At 73.5% G+C, this 15,437-nt stretch carries 15 protein-coding genes and 1 tRNA gene; 7 read left to right on the forward strand and 9 right to left on the reverse strand.

Annotation, left to right across the window (positions count from 1 at the left end; all coding sequences use genetic code 11):
- The first annotated feature begins 3 nt into the window (after window positions 1–3).
- Window positions 4–504, forward strand: coding sequence for an Lrp/AsnC family transcriptional regulator (locus tag KUM39_RS17025; protein ID WP_246620275.1), 501 nt, complete (start codon window positions 4–6; stop codon window positions 502–504).
- A gap of 219 nt (window positions 505–723) precedes the next feature.
- On the opposite strand, the gene KUM39_RS17030 is transcribed toward KUM39_RS17025, so the two are convergent.
- Together KUM39_RS17030 and KUM39_RS17035 are read right to left on the reverse strand one after the other, a co-directional pair.
- The gene (locus KUM39_RS17030) at window positions 724–1,311 is read right to left on the reverse strand and encodes a TetR/AcrR family transcriptional regulator (protein ID WP_217786509.1); all 588 of its coding nucleotides are present in this window, start codon (window positions 1,309–1,311) and stop codon (window positions 724–726) included.
- Window positions 1,308–2,822: a 3-hydroxyacyl-CoA dehydrogenase gene (locus KUM39_RS17035; protein WP_217786510.1), complete on the reverse strand. Its 1,515-nt coding sequence runs from the start codon at window positions 2,820–2,822 to the stop codon at window positions 1,308–1,310. Before KUM39_RS17035 ends, KUM39_RS17030 begins: the two co-directional genes overlap by 4 nt.
- Window positions 2,823–2,982: 160 nt before the next feature.
- Here KUM39_RS17035 and paaN point away from each other — a divergent pair, with 160 nt between their 5' ends.
- Window positions 2,983–4,674, forward strand: coding sequence for a phenylacetic acid degradation protein PaaN (paaN, locus tag KUM39_RS17040; protein WP_217786511.1), 1,692 nt, complete (start codon window positions 2,983–2,985; stop codon window positions 4,672–4,674).
- A 174-nt stretch (window positions 4,675–4,848) separates the two neighbouring features.
- Here paaN and KUM39_RS17045 read toward each other — a convergent pair whose 3' ends face one another.
- The 3 genes from KUM39_RS17045 to KUM39_RS17055 are packed head-to-tail and all read right to left on the reverse strand — an operon-like array spanning window position 4,849 to window position 7,749.
- Window positions 4,849–5,604: a TrmH family RNA methyltransferase gene (locus KUM39_RS17045; protein WP_217786512.1), complete on the reverse strand. Its 756-nt coding sequence runs from the start codon at window positions 5,602–5,604 to the stop codon at window positions 4,849–4,851.
- 10 nt (window positions 5,605–5,614) lie between these two features.
- Entirely contained in the window at window positions 5,615–6,892 is a 1,278-nt protein-coding gene (locus KUM39_RS17050) for an HTTM domain-containing protein (protein ID WP_308288158.1), read from the reverse strand.
- Window positions 6,889–7,749 carry a DUF5819 family protein gene (locus KUM39_RS17055; RefSeq protein WP_308288159.1) on the reverse strand — a complete coding sequence of 287 codons (861 nt, stop codon included), beginning with the start codon at window positions 7,747–7,749 and terminating at the stop codon, window positions 6,889–6,891. Before KUM39_RS17055 ends, KUM39_RS17050 begins: the two co-directional genes overlap by 4 nt.
- A 510-nt stretch (window positions 7,750–8,259) precedes the next feature.
- Between KUM39_RS17055 and paaA the strand changes: the two genes are divergently transcribed.
- Genes paaA through KUM39_RS17080 form a run of 5 tightly spaced genes read left to right on the forward strand, consistent with a single transcriptional unit; the run spans window position 8,260 to window position 11,918 of the window.
- The gene (gene paaA, locus KUM39_RS17060; RefSeq protein WP_217786513.1) at window positions 8,260–9,312 is read left to right on the forward strand and encodes a 1,2-phenylacetyl-CoA epoxidase subunit PaaA; all 1,053 of its coding nucleotides are present in this window, start codon (window positions 8,260–8,262) and stop codon (window positions 9,310–9,312) included.
- Window positions 9,309–9,596 carry a 1,2-phenylacetyl-CoA epoxidase subunit PaaB gene (gene paaB, locus KUM39_RS17065; RefSeq protein WP_217786514.1) on the forward strand — a complete coding sequence of 96 codons (288 nt, stop codon included), beginning with the start codon at window positions 9,309–9,311 and terminating at the stop codon, window positions 9,594–9,596. Before paaA ends, paaB begins: the two co-directional genes overlap by 4 nt.
- A complete protein-coding gene (gene paaC, locus KUM39_RS17070) occupies window positions 9,593–10,315 on the forward strand; it encodes a 1,2-phenylacetyl-CoA epoxidase subunit PaaC (protein WP_217786515.1) in 723 nt (240 codons plus the stop codon). Before paaB ends, paaC begins: the two co-directional genes overlap by 4 nt.
- Entirely contained in the window at window positions 10,309–10,848 is a 540-nt protein-coding gene (gene paaD / locus KUM39_RS17075) for a 1,2-phenylacetyl-CoA epoxidase subunit PaaD (RefSeq protein ID WP_217786516.1), read from the forward strand. Before paaC ends, paaD begins: the two co-directional genes overlap by 7 nt.
- Window positions 10,848–11,918, forward strand: a complete 1,071-nt coding sequence (locus tag KUM39_RS17080; RefSeq protein ID WP_217786517.1) for a 2Fe-2S iron-sulfur cluster-binding protein — start codon at window positions 10,848–10,850, stop codon at window positions 11,916–11,918. Before paaD ends, KUM39_RS17080 begins: the two co-directional genes overlap by 1 nt.
- An 80-nt stretch (window positions 11,919–11,998) precedes the next feature.
- On the opposite strand, the gene KUM39_RS17085 is transcribed toward KUM39_RS17080, so the two are convergent.
- The 4 genes from KUM39_RS17085 to KUM39_RS17100 form a co-directional block, all read right to left on the reverse strand.
- Window positions 11,999–12,328: a rhodanese-like domain-containing protein gene (locus tag KUM39_RS17085; RefSeq protein ID WP_217786531.1), complete on the reverse strand. Its 330-nt coding sequence runs from the start codon at window positions 12,326–12,328 to the stop codon at window positions 11,999–12,001.
- Window positions 12,329–12,377: 49 nt separating this feature from the next.
- Complete coding sequence (locus KUM39_RS17090) at window positions 12,378–13,190, reverse strand: hypothetical protein (protein ID WP_217786518.1); 813 nt, start codon at window positions 13,188–13,190, stop codon at window positions 12,378–12,380.
- A gap of 150 nt (window positions 13,191–13,340) precedes the next feature.
- Window positions 13,341–14,777 (reverse strand): DUF2252 domain-containing protein, encoded by a 1,437-nt coding sequence (locus KUM39_RS17095; protein WP_246620289.1) that lies wholly within the window; start codon window positions 14,775–14,777, stop codon window positions 13,341–13,343.
- A gap of 408 nt (window positions 14,778–15,185) precedes the next feature.
- Window positions 15,186–15,269, reverse strand: a tRNA-Leu gene (locus KUM39_RS17100).
- Window positions 15,270–15,437 lie beyond the last annotated feature (168 nt).

Below are 15,437 nucleotides of genomic sequence, written 5' to 3' on the forward strand. Positions count from 1 at the left end.
GACATGGCGGGTGAACAAATGGCCGACGGCACGCGGGGCGACGCGGAATCGCCGCCGCCGCGCCCGCTCGACGCGATAGACCAGGACATCCTGCGGATGCTCCAGTCGGACGGCCGGGCCTCGGTGCGGTCGGTCGCCGAACAGGTGCACGTCTCGCGGGCCAACGCCTACGCGCGGATCAACCGGCTGGTCGAGGACGGGGTGATCCGGGGTTTCGGCGCCCGGGTGGACCACGAACGCGCCGGGCACGGCACCTCGGCGTACATCACGCTGCGGATCGTGCAGAACACCTGGCGCACGGTCCGCGAGCAACTGCGCCACGTGCCCGGCGTCTCGCACATCGCGCTGGTCGGCGGCGACTTCGACGTCCTGCTGCTGGTGCACACCCCCGACAACCGCGCCCTGCGCGAGGTCGTCCTCACCCGGCTCCAGGCCCTCCCGGAGGTGCTGGGCACCCGGACCCTGCTGGTCTTCGAGGAGGAGGACGTGGAACCGGGGGCGTGAGGAGGCACCGGGGGGGCGTGCGGCGGGCGGGTGCCGCGCGCTCCGGACGAGTTCAGGGTGCGGGCAGGGGCACGGGCGGGTTTACCGGCACCCGGCCGCAGAAGAGGCGGCCCACCGGCGGCCGTGACGAGCCCTCATGGGCGAGCCGTACGCACCCGTGCGCGCGAGCCCTCACGGGCAAGCCATACGCGCCCTCAAGCGCCGTACGCCTGCGCGCCCTCACTCCCCCCGCAACCCCGCGAACGTCAGCCGTACCACCGCGTCCGCCACCTCGCGCCCGCTGGCGCCCCGCGCTTCCGGGCGGTACCACTCCACCAGGGAGTTGATCATCCCGAAGACCAGCCGGGTGGCCAGCCGCACCTCCACGTCGGCGCGTACGTCACCGTCGTCGGCGGCGGCTCTGAGGAGTGCCGCCACCCGGTGGTCGAAGTCGCGGCGCCGCTCCAGCGCCCAGCGCTCGGTGCCGGTGTTGCCGCGCACCCGCAGCAGCAGCGTGACGTAGGGCAGTTCGGCTATCAGCACCTCGACCATGCGCCGGACGACGTGCTCCAGGCGCTCCACCGGGCGTCCCGTGCGGGCGCCCTCCTCGTCGAGGATGCCGGACAGCCCGTCCAGCGCCCGGCTGACCGCCCGCCGCAGCAGTTCCTCCTTGCCGCTGACGTGGTGGTAGATCGAGGACTTGGAGATACCGGCCGCCTTGGACAGGTGCTCCATCGAGGTGCCGTCGTAGCCGCGCTCGTTGAAGACGCGGACGGCGACGGAGAGCAGCGTCTCGGGGGTGTAGGTGTCGCGCCGGGCGGTGGTCACGGGGTGCCCTCCCGCTGGTCGCCCGCGTAGGCGCGCCGGTAGAGGGCGAGGGACGGCGCGTAGCGGCCGGAGGGGTCGCGCAGGTGCAGGTCGTCCAGGAGGTCGTAGGCCCAGCCGCGGCCGAGGCGGCGGCTCCACTCGAAGGGGCCGAGCGGGTAGCCGACGCCGAGGCGCATCGCGGTGTCGATGTCCTCCTCGGTGGCGACGCCCTTGGCGACCGCGTCGTGCGCGAGGTCCACGAGCCGGGCGACCGTGCGGGCCACGATCATGCCGGGCACGTCCCCGATGACGCTGACCTTCTTGCCGAGCGCCTGGAACAGCCCGACGGACTCGGCGAGGGTCCGGGGCGGGGTGTCCCGCGCGGCCGACAGGGCGATCCGGGTGGCCCGCCGGTAGTCCTGGGCGAGGTCGAAGTAGACGACGTCCCGGAACTCCACGGAGGTCTGGCCGTCGGCGAGGACGAGCTGTCCGCCGCCGGGCAGCACCAGACGGGTGCCGTCCTCCTCGTCCTCCCGGCGGACCTCGATGCCCGCCTCGCGGAGCATCGGCAGCAGCTCGGCGGCCGGTCCGAGATCGCCCTCCACGGTGACGTACGCGGGCGGTTCCTCCCGGTCGGCGGTGTGCGGCTCGGGCCGCTCGGCGTCGGCGGAGTGGTCGTACCAGCCGTGTCCGGTCTTGCGGCCGAGCCGCCCGGACTCGACCAGGCGCCGCTGGGCCAGCGAGGGCGTGAAGCGCACGTCCCGGAAGAAGGACTCCCAGACGGAGTGCGTGACGGACTCGTTGACGTCCTGGCCGATGAGGTCGGTCAGTTCGAACGCGCCCATCCGGAAGCCGCCCGACTCGCGCAGTACGGCGTCGATGGTCGCCGGGTCGGCCGCCTGCGCCTCGTACACCGCGAACGCCTCGGCGTAGAAGGGGCGGGCGATCCGGTTGACGATGAATCCGGGGGTGTCCGCGCAGGCCACCGGGGTCTTGCCCCAGGCACGGGCGATCTCGTACGCGCGGGTGGCGGAGGTGACGTCGGTGGCGAAACCGGAGACCACCTCGACCAGCGGCAGCAGCGGCGCCGGGTTGAAGAAGTGCAGACCGACGAAGCGGCCGGGGTTCGCCAGGGCGCCGCCGATGGCGGTCACCGACAGGGAGGAGGTGTTGGTGGCGAGCAGGCAGTCGTCGGCGACGATCTCCTCCAGCGCCCGGAACAGCTCCCGCTTGGCGTCCAGCCGCTCCAGCACGGCCTCGACGACCAGTCCGCAGTCCGCGAGCTCCGCCAGGTCGTCCACGGGCACCAGCCGGGCGAGGGCCGCGTCGCGGGCGTCGGCGCCGAGCCGGTCCTTGGCGACCAGCCGGTCCAGGCGGGCGCCGATCGCCCCGGCGGCCTCGCGGGCCCGGCCGGGCACCGTGTCGTGGAGCCGCACGGGGTGCCCGGCGACCAGCGCGACCTGGGCGATCCCCTGGCCCATCGTGCCGGTGCCGACCACGGCCACGGGGCGTTCGAGGTCCAGTGCTGTCATGTGCGTGATCCTCCCCCACGGGGTTGTCCACAGATACGGCGGACCCCCTTGTCCCGACCGATCGTTCGGTTACTCTAGCCCTGACCGCACGATCCCGCTTCCGTTTCCGCCACGTCATGAACTCGACGGAGAGTTCCGAACGACGAGGAGTTGGTCCCGCATGGCCGCCGAACTGACCGCGCACGAGCTGATCGCCGAGCACCGGCCCACGCTCGACCAGGCACTGGAAACGATCCGCACCCGTGCCTACTGGTCGCCCCACCCCGAGCACCCGAAGGCGTACGGCGAGCACGGCGGTCTGGACGCGGCGGCCGGAAAGGCGGCCTTCGACGCCGTCCTCGGCACCCGCCTCGACCTCGGCCAGCCCGGCACCGACGACTGGGTCGGCGGCGAGACCTCCCCGTACGGCATCGAACTGGGCGTCAGCTACCCGCACGCCGACCCGGACGTGCTGCTGCCCGCGATGAGGGCCGGGCAGCGCGCCTGGCGCGACGCGGGCGCGGAACTGCGCGCGATGGTCTGCCTGGAGATCCTGAAGCGGATCTCCGCCCGCACCCACGAGTTCGCGCACGCGGTCATGCACACCAGCGGCCAGGCGTTCATGATGGCGTTCCAGGCGGGCGGCCCGCACGCCCAGGACCGGGGCCTTGAGGCCGTCGCCTACGCCTACGTCGAGCAGGTCCGCACGCCCGACAACGCCGAGTGGACCAAGCCGCAGGGCAAGCGCGACCCGCTCGCGCTCACCAAGACGTTCACACCCGTCCCGCGCGGCATCGGCCTGGTCATCGGCTGCAACACCTTCCCGACCTGGAACGGCTATCCGGGGCTGTTCGCCTCCCTGGCCACCGGCAACGCGGTCCTGGTCAAGCCGCACCCGCGCGCGGTGCTGCCGCTGGCGCTGACGGTCCAGGTCGCCCGCCAGGTGCTCACCGAGGCCGGTTTCGACCCCAACCTGGTCGCCCTGACCGCCGAGCGCCCCGGCGAGGGCAGCGCCAAGACGCTCGCCACCCGCCCCGAGATCCGCATCGTGGACTACACCGGCTCGGCCGCCTTCGGCGACTGGCTGGAGGCCAACGCCCGCCAGGCGCAGGTCTACACGGAGAAGGCCGGCGTCAACACGGTCGTCGTGCACTCCACCGGGGACTACCGGGGGATGCTCGCCAACCTGGCGTTCTCGCTGTCCCTCTACAGCGGCCAGATGTGCACCACCCCGCAGAACCTGCTGATCCCCCGCGACGGCATCGCCACCGACGACGGCCACAAGACCTTCGACGAGGTCACCGCCGACCTCGCCCGCGCGGTGGACGGCCTCCTCGGGGACGACGCCCGCGCCAATGGGCTGCTGGGCGCGCTCGTCAACCCGGACGTGAAGGCCCGCCTGGAGGCGGCGGCCGGTCTCGGGGAGGTCGCGCTGGCCTCCCGCGAGGTGGCCAACCCCGACTTCCCCGGCGCGGTCGTGCGCACCCCGGTGATCGTCAAGCTGGACGGCGCCAAGCCGGACGACGAGGCCGCCTGCATGAGCGAGTGCTTCGGCCCGGTGTCCTTCGCGGTCGCCGTGGACTCGGCGGCCGACGCGGTCGAGCTGCTGCGGCGCACGGTCCGTGAGAAGGGCGCGATGACGGTCGGCGCGTACACCACCGACGCCGAGGTGGAGGCCGCGGTCGAGGAGGTCTGCCTGGAGGAGTGCGCGCAGCTCTCCCTCAACCTGACCGGCGGGGTGTACGTCAACCAGACCGCCGCCTTCTCCGACTTCCACGGCTCGGGCGGCAACCCCGCCGCCAACGCGGCCCTCACCGACGGCGCGTTCGTGGCGAACCGGTTCCGGGTGGTGGAGGTCCGCCGACAGGCGTAGGGCCACAGTGGCCGCGGAAACGGTGCGGCCACGGGTTTCATGAACGGCCTGGGCGGGCGCGGGGGGCTCGCCCAGGCAGCGGTACGGCACCGGCGCGCCGAGGTGCATGCCGGTGCCGGTGCGCCGGGCGCGCGTCAGCCGGTGTGGGCGTGCGTCAGCCGATGTGGGCGCGCGTCAGCCGGTGTGGGCGCGCGGGGCGCCCGCGCTCCAGTGGTACAGCGTCATCGCCACGCTGGTGGCCAGGTTGTAGCTGGACACCTGGGGGCGCATGGGCAGCGCCAGCAGATGGTCGGCCCGTGCGCGCAGGGCCTCCGAGAGTCCGGTGCGCTCCGACCCGAAGGCGAGTACGGCGTCGTCGGGCAGCTCGGTGCCCCGGATGTCCTCGCCCTCCGGGTCGAGGGCGAACAGCGGCCCGGCGGGCAGCGGTCCGGGCTCCAGCCGCTCGACGACCGTGGCGAAGTGCAGCCCGGCCCCGCCGCGCACCACGGTCGGGTGCCAGGGGTCGAGGCTGCCCGTGGTGACGACCCCGGTGGCGCCGAACCCGGCGGCCAGCCGGATCACCGCGCCCGCGTTGCCGAGGTTGCGCGGGTTGTCGAGCACGACCACGGGCGCGCTCCGGGGGGTGCGGGCCAGCGTCCGCAGCCCCGCCTCGCGGGAGGGGCGTGCGGCGAGCGCGGCCACGCCCGTGGGGTGCGGCCGGGACACCAGCGAGGCGTACGTCTCCGGCGGGACCTCGGTGAGCAGCGCGTCCAGGGCGTCCCGGACGTCACCGGCCAGCTCGTCGGCGAGGGCGAGCGCGGCCCGCCGGTCGGTGGTGACCGCCACCGGGACATCGGCGCCGAAGCGCAGCGCGTGCTTGAGCGCGTGGAAGCCGTCCAGCAGCACGGCGTCCCCGGCGCGGGCCCGCCAGCGGGTCACGGGGTCGGTCATGCGGTGAACCCTACGCGGCCGGGTGCGGGGCGCTCTCGTCGGACCGCTGGGCCGGGAGCGCGCCCCCGTCGGCGGCCACGGCCACCGCGCCGCCCTCCGGCGCGCCGGGTCCCGTACCGCCGCCACCGGACGGCCCGCCGCCCCCAGGACTCCCGGTCCGCCCGGCGGCCCGCGCGGCCCAGCCCCCGAGGAGCAGCAGGAAGGAGGTCGGCAGGAACACCGCGTCCGCCGCGATCATGGCCAGCGAGAAGAAGGGCAGCCCGAGGACGACGGCGATGCACGCGTGCTCGGTCATCATCAGCACCAGCAGGACGTTCTTGACCCGCCGGTTGAACAGGGTGAACGGGAAGGCGACCTGGACCATGACCGTGCCGTAGGTGACGATCATCAGCAGGGTGCCGCTGGACGCCAGCAGCCCGGCGAGCGCGGGCCAGGGGGAGAAGTAGTCCAGGTGCAGCGGGTACCAGACGGCGGTGCCGTCCTGCCAGCGGGTGCCCTGGATCTTGTACCAGCCGGCGGTGGCGTAGATCAGGCACGCCTCGGCCATGATCACGAACAGCGCCCCGTTGTGCAGGACGTTGGCGATCACGTCGAGCAGGACGCGCGGCTGCGGCGAGGCGGCGGCCCGGCGGCACACCAGGGCCCACAGGCCGAGCGCCACCCACACCGTCCACAGCAGTACGGGGATCAGCAGGCCGTCGCCGAACCGGCCGCCCGCGGTCACCCCGGCGAGCGCGGCACCGCAGACCGCCCAGAGCACCGGCCCGGTCACCTCGGCCCGCACCCGCTCACCGCGCGCGCGGGCCGCCTCGCGGCGGGCCTCCCGGCGGGCGTCGAGCGACCAGACCCGGCCGCAGCGCGTGAACACCAGGTAGAAGGACATCAGGTGCAGCACGTTGTCGCCGCCGTCGCCCATGAACACACTGCGGTTCTGCAACGAGAGCACGCCGAGCATGAACAGCACGGACGCGGTACGGGTGCGCCAGCCGAGCAGCAGCGCGAGGCTCGCCAGCAGCGCGAGAACGTAGACGGTCTCGAACCAGAACCGCCCGTCGGACCACATCAGCGCCGTGAAGGCGTGGTTCTCCGACGTCAGCCGGTGCGCGAGGGCCCAGCTCCACGGGCCGTCCGGACCGTACAGCTCCTCGCGGTGCGGGAACTCCCGCAGCAGGAACAGCAGCCAGGTGGTGGCGAACCCGATCCGCACGACGGCGCTCTGGTACGGGCCGAGCGCGGAGCCGGTGACACGGGCGACGCCCAGCGACAGCAGCCGGGAGAACCGGTTCACCGCACACCTCCCGCGGCCTCGGCGGCGGACACCTGCCACCAGGGCAGCTCGCGGTAGGCGGGCTGGAGCGAGACCCGCTCCCGGCTCCACGGCGGCGGAGCGACATTGGTGGTACTGGAGCGGACCTGCACGCGCTCGATGGTGCCCTCCTCACGGACCGACGGCATGCGGTACAGCCGCATCACCACGATCCGCCGTACGTACTCCTCGGCCAGGCTCCCGCGCGACCCCGTCGGGCGGTTGTCGGTGCCGTGCGTGGTGACGAAGAAGTCCCAGGCGCGGCGCAGTTCGTTCTGCTGGGTGTGGCTCGGCAGCAGGCTGCCGTCGATGGCGGTGCCGTCCTGCGCGGACAGATCGACCCAGCCGGTGGTCCGCGTCCCGCCGTCCCCCGCGCGCAGCTCGGCGCGGACCTGTACGGCGATGTTCTGCTGGAGCGGATTGGGCGCGAACAGCTTCCAGTTCTGCTCGAACTCCGGGTACACCCAGTCCTCGACCGCCTGACCGTGCGCCTTGGTCACGGTGTTCGCGGGCGCGAGGCTCAGAAACACCATCGCCAGATGCACACAGGCGGCGACGGCGACGACGGCCAGGACGACGGCGGCACCGATCTGATAAGCGGGGGACAGGGCGGCCACGCCGGTGCGTGGAGGGAGGGGGTCGGGGGCGGGAGCAGGGCCGAGGTCGGAGGGTGGGGCGGCGTCGGCCTCGGGGAGCGCGGCGGGGTCGGAGGGCTCGGTTGCCTTGGGGGGCGGGACCGCCTCGGTGGTCAGGGCTGGCTCGGTGGTCAGGACTGGCTCGGGGTTCGCGGCCGGCTTGTGCGCCGCCGCTGCCTCGGACGGCGCACCCGTAGCAGGCACCCCACGCGCGTCACCGGCCCCACGCGCGTCACTGGACCCACGCGCGTCACCGGCCCCACGCACGTCACCGGCCCCACGCGCTCCCGAAGGCTCCCCCGCCTCCGTGGGCCCGGACGCCCCCGACGGCCTCTGTGGAGCCTCCGGCTCCTCGTCGTACGCGCCCATTCCGCCCATTCCGCCCGGTCCCCCGCTTCCCGCTCGCGCTCAGCCGTCCGGGCACCGCGCGGGCGCCCCTCGCTTCCCTCGGGCCCCGGTACGGCGCCCGCACGGAACGGTACTCAGCCGGTGCCGCCCGGCGCAGCCCCGGTACGGACCCGGACGCCGTGGCGCGTGCCACGTCCGCCCGCCGCCGCGCCGGTTTCCGCCGCCTTCCCCCTGGGGGACGCGGGTCGTACCCCTGGTTGTCCACAGCGGTTGACACCCGCGACGGCCCGGCCCACCATTGATGACGCACGAACCGAACGATCGGTCGGTAGGCAGAACCGAGAGCCCGAGGTCTAGGGGGACCGCATGGCCACAGCAGCCGCGCACCGCACGGCCCGCACCGGGGCGGACGCACCGGACACCGCCACGGACACGGCGGCCCTCCAGCACGCCTTCGACACGGCCGTGGCCGCCGAGGAGCGCATCGAGCCGCGCGACTGGATGCCGGACGCCTATCGCGCCACGCTGGTCCGCCAGATCGCCCAGCACGCGCACTCCGAGATCATCGGCATGCAGCCGGAGGCCAACTGGATCACCCGCGCCCCCAGCCTGCGCCGCAAGGCCATCCTGATGGCCAAGGTCCAGGACGAGGCGGGCCACGGGCTGTATCTGTACAGCGCCGCCGAAACCCTCGGCACCGGCCGCGACGAACTGCTCGACAAGCTGCACAGCGGGCGCCAGAAGTACTCCTCGATCTTCAACTACCCCACGCTGACCTGGGCCGACGTCGGCGCCATCGGCTGGCTGGTGGACGGCGCCGCGATCACCAACCAGGTCCCGCTGTGCCGCTGCTCCTACGGCCCGTACGCCCGCGCGATGGTCCGGATCTGCAAGGAGGAGTCGTTCCACCAGCGCCAGGGGTACGAGCTTCTGCTCGCGCTGAGCAACGGCACCGAGGCACAGCACGCGATGGCGCAGGACGCCGTGGACCGCTGGTGGTGGCCGTCGCTGATGATGTTCGGCCCGCCCGACGACGAGTCCCAGCACTCCGCGCAGTCGATGGAGTGGAAGATCAAGCGGCACTCCAACGACGAACTCCGGCAGCGCTTCGTGGACATCTGCGTCCCGCAGGCCGCGTCCCTCGGCCTGACGCTCCCCGACCCGGACCTGAAGTGGAACGAGGAGCGCGGACAGCACGACTTCGGCGCCATCGACTGGTCGGAGTTCCGGGACGTCCTCAAGGGCAACGGCCCCTGCAACGAGCAGCGCATCACCCAGCGCCGCCGCGCCCACGACGAGGGCGCCTGGGTACGGGAAGCGGCGGCGGCCCACGCGGCGAAGCACGCCCGCGCCACGGGCACGACCACCACGGCCACCACGACCGCCACCACCGGCACGACGGGAGAGGCACGCGCATGACCACCACCGACTGGCCCCTGTGGGAGGTCTTCGTGCGCTCGCGCCGCGGCCTCTCCCACACCCACGCGGGCAGCCTGCACGCGCCCGACGCGGAGATGGCCCTGCGCAACGCCCGCGACCTCTACACCCGGCGCGGCGAGGGCATCTCCCTCTGGGTGGTGCCCGCCACCGCGATCACCGCGTCCTCCCCCGACGAGAAGGACCCGTTCTTCGAACCGGCCGCCGACAAGCCGTACCGGCACCCCACCTTCTACGAGATCCCGGAAGGGGTGCAGCACCTGTGACCGCGACCGTGCCCGCCACCACCGCCGCGCTCGCCCTCGGCGACGACGCCCTGGTGCTCTCCCACCGCCTCGCCGAGTGGGCCGGGCACGCCCCCGTGCTGGAGGAGGAGGTCGCCCTCGCCAACATCGCGCTCGACCTGCTCGGCCAGGCCCGCGTCCTGCTCTCCCTGTGCGGCGACGAGGACGAGCTGGCCTACCTCCGCGAGGAACGCGCCTTCCGCAACCTCCAGTTGGCCGAGCAGCCGAACGGCGACTTCGCGCACACCATCGCCCGCCAGCTGTACTTCTCCACCTACCAGCACCTGCTGTACGCCGAACTGGCAGCGGGGGAGGGCCCGTTCGCCCCCCTCGCCGGGAAGGCCGTCAAGGAGACCGCCTACCACCGCGACCACGCCGAGCAGTGGACGCTGCGCCTGGGCGACGGCACGGAGGAGAGCCGCGAGCGGATGCTGACGGCCCTGACGGCGCTGTGGCGGTACACCGGCGAGATGTTCCAGCCCGTGGCGGGCCTGGACGCCGACATGGCCCTCCTGGAAACCCGCTGGCTGGAGTCGGTCACGGCCGTCCTCACCCGCGCCGGACTCCCACTGCCCGAGGGCCCGCGCACCGGCGCCTGGTCGGCGGGCGCCGGACGGCAGGGCCTGCACACCGAGTCCTTCGGCCGGATGCTGGCCGAGATGCAGCACCTGCACCGCAGCCACCCGGGTGCCACATGGTGACGGCCACCGCCCTGGAGGCGGAACTGCTGGACCTGGCCGGTCAGGTGCCCGACCCCGAACTCCCCGTGCTCACCCTGAGCGAGCTGGGCGTGGTCCGCGCGGTCCGGGTGCACGGCGCCGACCGCGCCGAGGTCGATCTCACCCCGACCTACACCGGCTGCCCGGCGGTGGAGGCGATGAGCCTCGACATAGAACGGGCCCTGCGCGCCCACGGGATGCGCGAGGTCACCGTCCGCACGGTCCTCAGCCCCGCCTGGTCCACCGACGACATCACCCCCGAAGGCCGCCGGAAACTCCGGGAGTTCGGCATAGCACCGCCCCGCGAACAGCACGCGGCCGGACCGGTGCCGCTCGCCCTGGGCGCCACCCGCACGCTCACCGGGACGCACACCCCCGACCCCGCCCCGGTCGAGTGCCCGCACTGCGGCTCCCCGGACACCGAACTGCTCAGCCGGTTCTCCTCCACCGCGTGCAAGGCGCTGCGCCGCTGCCTCGCCTGCCGTGAACCGTTCGACCACTTCAAGGAGTTGTGATGGCGCGCTTCCACCCGCTCCAGGTGGCCGCGGTGGACCGCGTCACCGAGGACGCCGTCGCCCTCACCCTCACCGTCCCGCCCGCCCTGCGCGCGGAGTTCCGGCACGCGCCCGGCCAGCACCTCACCCTGCGCCGCCGCGCCGAGGGCACCGATGTGCGCCGCACGTACTCCATCTGCTCGGCGGCCCCCGCCCCCTCCGGCGACGGCCCCGACACCCTGCGCGTCGGTGTCCGGCTGGTCGAGGGCGGCGCGTTCTCCACGTACGCCCTCAAGGAGATCGCCGCCGGAGACGTGCTGGACGTGATGACCCCGGCGGGCCGCTTCACCCTCGACCCGGCCCCCGGCCGGTACGCGGCAATCGTCGGCGGCAGCGGCATCACCCCGGTGCTGTCCATCGCCGCGACCCTGCTGGCCCGCGAGCCCGAGGCCCGCTTCTGCCTGCTGCGCGGCGACCGTACGGCCGCCTCCACGATGTTCCTCGAAGAGGTCGCCGACCTGAAGGACCGCTACCCCGACCGCTTCCAGCTCGTCACCGTGCTCTCCCGCGAGGAACAGCAGGCGGGGCTGCCCTCCGGCCGCCTGGACCGGGACCGGCTCACCGCCCTCCTCCCGGCGCTGCTGCCGGTGGACCGGGTCGAGGGCTGGTTCCTGTGCGGGCCGTACGGCCTGGTCGAGGGCGCGGAGAAGGCGCTGCGCGGACTCGGCGTCGCCCGCGCCCGCATCCACCAGGAGATCTTCCACGTGGACAGCGGCACCCCGGCCGCCCCGGCACCCGGCACCCGCACCCCGGCGCACAGCACCGTCACCGCCCGGCTCGACGGACGCGGCGGCAGCTGGCCCGTCCAGGCGGGCGAGTCCGTCCTGGACACCGTCCTGCGCAACCGCCCCGACGCCCCGTACGCCTGCAAGGGCGGCGTCTGCGGCACCTGCCGGGCGTTCCTGGTCGCGGGCGAGGTCCGCATGGACCGCAACTACGCCCTGGAACGCGAGGAGACCGAGGCCGGTTACGTCCTGGCCTGCCAGTCCCACCCCGTCACGGAGAAGGTCGAGGTCGATTTCGACCGCTGACCGCCGAAGAACGGCACCGGAACGCGGAAGGCCGGACACCCACGGGGGGCGTCCGGCCTTCCGTACTCACTCCACTCCGCTCAGGCGACCACGCCGGGCGCCCCGGAGTCGGTGACCACCGGTCGCCCGGCGGCCTCCCAGACCTGCATGCCACCGGCCACGTTCACCGCGTCGATGCCCTGCTGGGCGAGGTACATGGTGACCTGCGCCGATCGCCCGCCGGACCGGCAGATCACGAACACCCGCCCGTCCTGCGGCGCGGCCTCGGTCAGCTCGCCGTACCGGGCGACGAAGTCGCTCATCGGGATGTGCAGCGCCCCACCGGCATGACCGGCGGCCCATTCGTCGTCCTCACGGACGTCCAGCAGGAAGTCGCCGTCCTTGAGGTCCGAGACCTCGACCGTGGGCACACCAGCTCCGAAACTCATACCGCCGACGCTACCCGAAGCACCACGCGGCTCACTCCTGGGCCCGCAGACCGGCCAGCTCCCGCTCCCGCTCCTCGATGTCCGTACGCAGCCGCGCCGCGACCTCGTCCAGCAGCCCGTCGGGATCGTCGGGCGCCAGCCGCAGCATCCCCGCGATGGCACCGTCCTCCAGCTCCTTGGCGACCATCGTCAGCAGCTCCTTGCGCTGCGTCAGCCACTCCAGCCGGGCGTACAGCTCGTCGGCGGGGCTCGGCTCCGGCTCGGCGAGCACCGGCCCGGCCGCCCACTCCTCGGCCAGCTCACCGAGCAGCTGCACATCGCCCAGGGCGTACGCGGCGTTCACCCGGGTGATGAACTCCTCCCGGCGCTGCCGCTCCGTCTCCTCCTGCGCGAGATCGGGGTGCGCCTTGCGGGCCAGTTCGCGGTAGAGCCGCCGGGCCTCCTCGCTGGGCCGCACCCGTTGCGGCGGCCGGACGGCCTGGTCGGTGAGCATCGCGGCGGCCTCCGGGAACAGCCCGTGACCGTCCATCCAGCCGTTCAGCAACTCCTCGACACCGGGGATCGGCAGCACCCGCGCACGGGCCTCCTCGGCCAGCCGGATGTCCTCGGGATCGCCCGTCCGCGCGGCCTTCGCCTCCGCGATCAGCGCGTCCAGCTCCTCGATCCGCAGATAGAGAGGACCGAGCTTCCGCTCGTGCAGCCGCGAGAAGTTCTCCACCTCCACCCGGAAGGTCTCCACCGCGATCTCGAACTCGATCAACGCCTGCTCGGCAGCCCGAACGGCCTTCTCCAACCGCTCCTCGGGCCGCGCCACCCGCCCCTGCTCAGCTTCCGAACTCGTCACCCGTCCACCCTAGGCCACACCCCCAACCGACCAGGCCCAAAGCCGAACGAGCACCGGCGACGGCGGCGCAGCCGCCCCTGACCGACGCGGAAACGACACAGGGGGGAGGGGGCCCCTCCCCCCTCCCCCCACCCCCTCCCTCCCCGCCCCTCAAACCCCCATCTCGGCCCGCACCCGCCCACCCCGAACCGCCCCCACCAGCTCCGCGTGATCCGCCTCGGTCCGATCCGCGTAGGCCACGGCGAACGCGGCGACTGCCTCGTCCAACTCCTCGTTCTTGCCGCAGTACCCCGCGAGAACCCGAGGATCGGCACTGTGGGCGTGCGCGCGGGCGAGAAGCGCACCGGTCATGCGCCCGTAGTCGTCGAGCTGGTCGGCGGGGAGGGCGGCGGGGTCCACGCTGCCCTTGCGATTGCGGAACTGGCGTACCTGGTAGGGCCGTCCGTCCACGGTGGTCCAGCCGAGCAGGATGTCGCTCACCACCTGCATCCGCTTCTGCCCGAGCACCACCCGGCGCCCCTCGTGCTCGGTGGCCGCCGCCGGGAACCCGGCCGTGGCGAGATGCGGGACGAGCACGGAGGGCCGGGCCTCCTTCACCTGGAGCACGAGCGGCTGCCCGCGATGGTCGAGCAGCAGCACCACGTAGGACCGTGTACCGACGCTGCCGGTGCCGACCACCCGGAAGGCGACGTCGTGCACCGCGTGCCGGGCGAGCAGCGGATGCCGGTCGGGGGAGAGCGTGGACAGGTACCCCTCCAGGGAGGCCGCCACCGAAGCCGCCTCGGCATCCGGTATCCGGCGCAGCACCGGAGGCGCGTCGAGGAAGCGGACGGTGCCGTCGGGCTGTTCCTCGGTCGCCCTGGCCGCGAACCGCCCGCTGGTGTTGGCCCGCGCCTTCTCCGAGACCCGTCGCAGCGTGCCGAGGAGATCACGCGCGTCGGAGTGCGAGACGAGTTCCTCGTCGGCGATGGCGTTCCAGGCGTCCAGGGACGGCAGCCCGGCGAGCAGCCGCATCGTCCGCCGGTAGGTGCCGACGGTGTCATGGGCCGCCGCACGACAGGTGTCCTCGTCGGCGCCCGCCTCCCGCCCCGCCAGGACCAGCGAGGCGGCGAGGCGCTTGAGATCCCACTCCCAGGGCCCGTGCACCGTCTCGTCGAAGTCGTTGAGGTCGATGACGAGCCCGCCGCGCGCGTCGCCGTAGAGCCCGAAGTTCCCGGCGTGGGCGTCCCCGCAGAGCTGGGTGCCGACCCCCGTCACCGGAGTGCGCGCCAGGTCGAAGGCCATCAGACCCGCGGACCCGCGCAGGAACGCGAACGGGGTCGCCGCCATCCGCCCGACCCGTATCGGCACCAGCTCCGGCAGCCGCCCGGCGTTCGACGCCTCCACGGCGGCCACGGCGTCCGGCCGACCGGGATCGACCTCGAACTCCCGGTGCGCCGAGCGGGGCACCGCGTTTCGCAGCGCCTTCCCCTCCCGCTTCGCGGACCCCTCCGGCGGCCAGACGGCGAACCCCCGCACCAACGGCAGCCTCCGCGCCACACCACCCCCCGGAGAACCCGCGCTGCCTCCCGCGTCCACCGCATCCATCACGCCCGCAAGCGCGCCCGCGTCCCCGACCATCACGACCTCCCCCGTGCACCGCCCTGTTCGCGGTACGACCCGAACTCGACCGGCACAGACGCTACCGCCGGGCGAACGAGGCCGTCAGACCCTGTGGACAACGCCCGGCCTGTGGAAAAAGCGGCCACCCGACCACCTCACCGGGCCCCCGCCCCTGAGACCTTGCTCACAAACGATCATCGCCCCCCACCCCCACAATCGCCCTCCCGACCCCCGCCCCCCCCACGCCTCGCGCCCCGCACCTCGCCCCCACCCCCACCCCCGCACCCGCGCCCGCGCCCGCGCCCGCGCCCGCCCGAGTCCCCGAGTCACCGCCCCAACGGGCATACGGGCATACGAAAATGGGCGGCATCTTTCGATGCCGCCCATTCGCTGTGCGCGAGGGGGGAGTTGAACCCCCACGCCCTTTCGGGCACTGGAACCTGAATCCAGCGCGTCTGCCTATTCCGCCACCCGCGCATTGGGTGTGTCTTCCGTTTCCGGCCCTTTCGGGCTGGCCCCTTCCGACACGCAGAACATTAGCACGCCGTACGGGGCGGATTCACATCCGTTCCGCCCGCCCCCCGACCGGCACGACGCCCAGCTCACAGCCCCGCCCCGGGCCACCGGCACCACACCCGCCCGAGA

The organism is Streptomyces corallincola (assembly GCF_019104725.1).
GTDB classification, from domain to species: Bacteria; Actinomycetota; Actinomycetes; order Streptomycetales; family Streptomycetaceae; genus Streptomyces; species Streptomyces corallincola.

Bases quoted from the DNA above. Each gene is read 5' to 3' on its own strand.
- paaB (WP_217786514.1), top strand. From the start codon at position 9,309: ATGACCACCACCGACTGGCCCCTGTGGGAGGTCTTCGTGCGCTCGCGC.
- paaA (WP_217786513.1), top strand. From the start codon at position 8,260: ATGGCCACAGCAGCCGCGCACCGCACGGCCCGCACCGGGGCGGACGCA.
- KUM39_RS17035 (WP_217786510.1), bottom strand. From the start codon at position 2,822: ATGACAGCACTGGACCTCGAACGCCCCGTGGCCGTGGTCGGCACCGGC.
- KUM39_RS17080 (WP_217786517.1), top strand. From the start codon at position 10,848: ATGGCGCGCTTCCACCCGCTCCAGGTGGCCGCGGTGGACCGCGTCACC.
- KUM39_RS17045 (WP_217786512.1), bottom strand. From the start codon at position 5,604: ATGACCGACCCCGTGACCCGCTGGCGGGCCCGCGCCGGGGACGCCGTG.
- KUM39_RS17095 (WP_246620289.1), bottom strand. From the start codon at position 14,777: ATGGATGCGGTGGACGCGGGAGGCAGCGCGGGTTCTCCGGGGGGTGGT.
- paaN (WP_217786511.1), top strand. From the start codon at position 2,983: ATGGCCGCCGAACTGACCGCGCACGAGCTGATCGCCGAGCACCGGCCC.
- paaD (WP_217786516.1), top strand. From the start codon at position 10,309: ATGGTGACGGCCACCGCCCTGGAGGCGGAACTGCTGGACCTGGCCGGT.
- KUM39_RS17025 (WP_246620275.1), top strand. From the start codon at position 4: ATGGCGGGTGAACAAATGGCCGACGGCACGCGGGGCGACGCGGAATCG.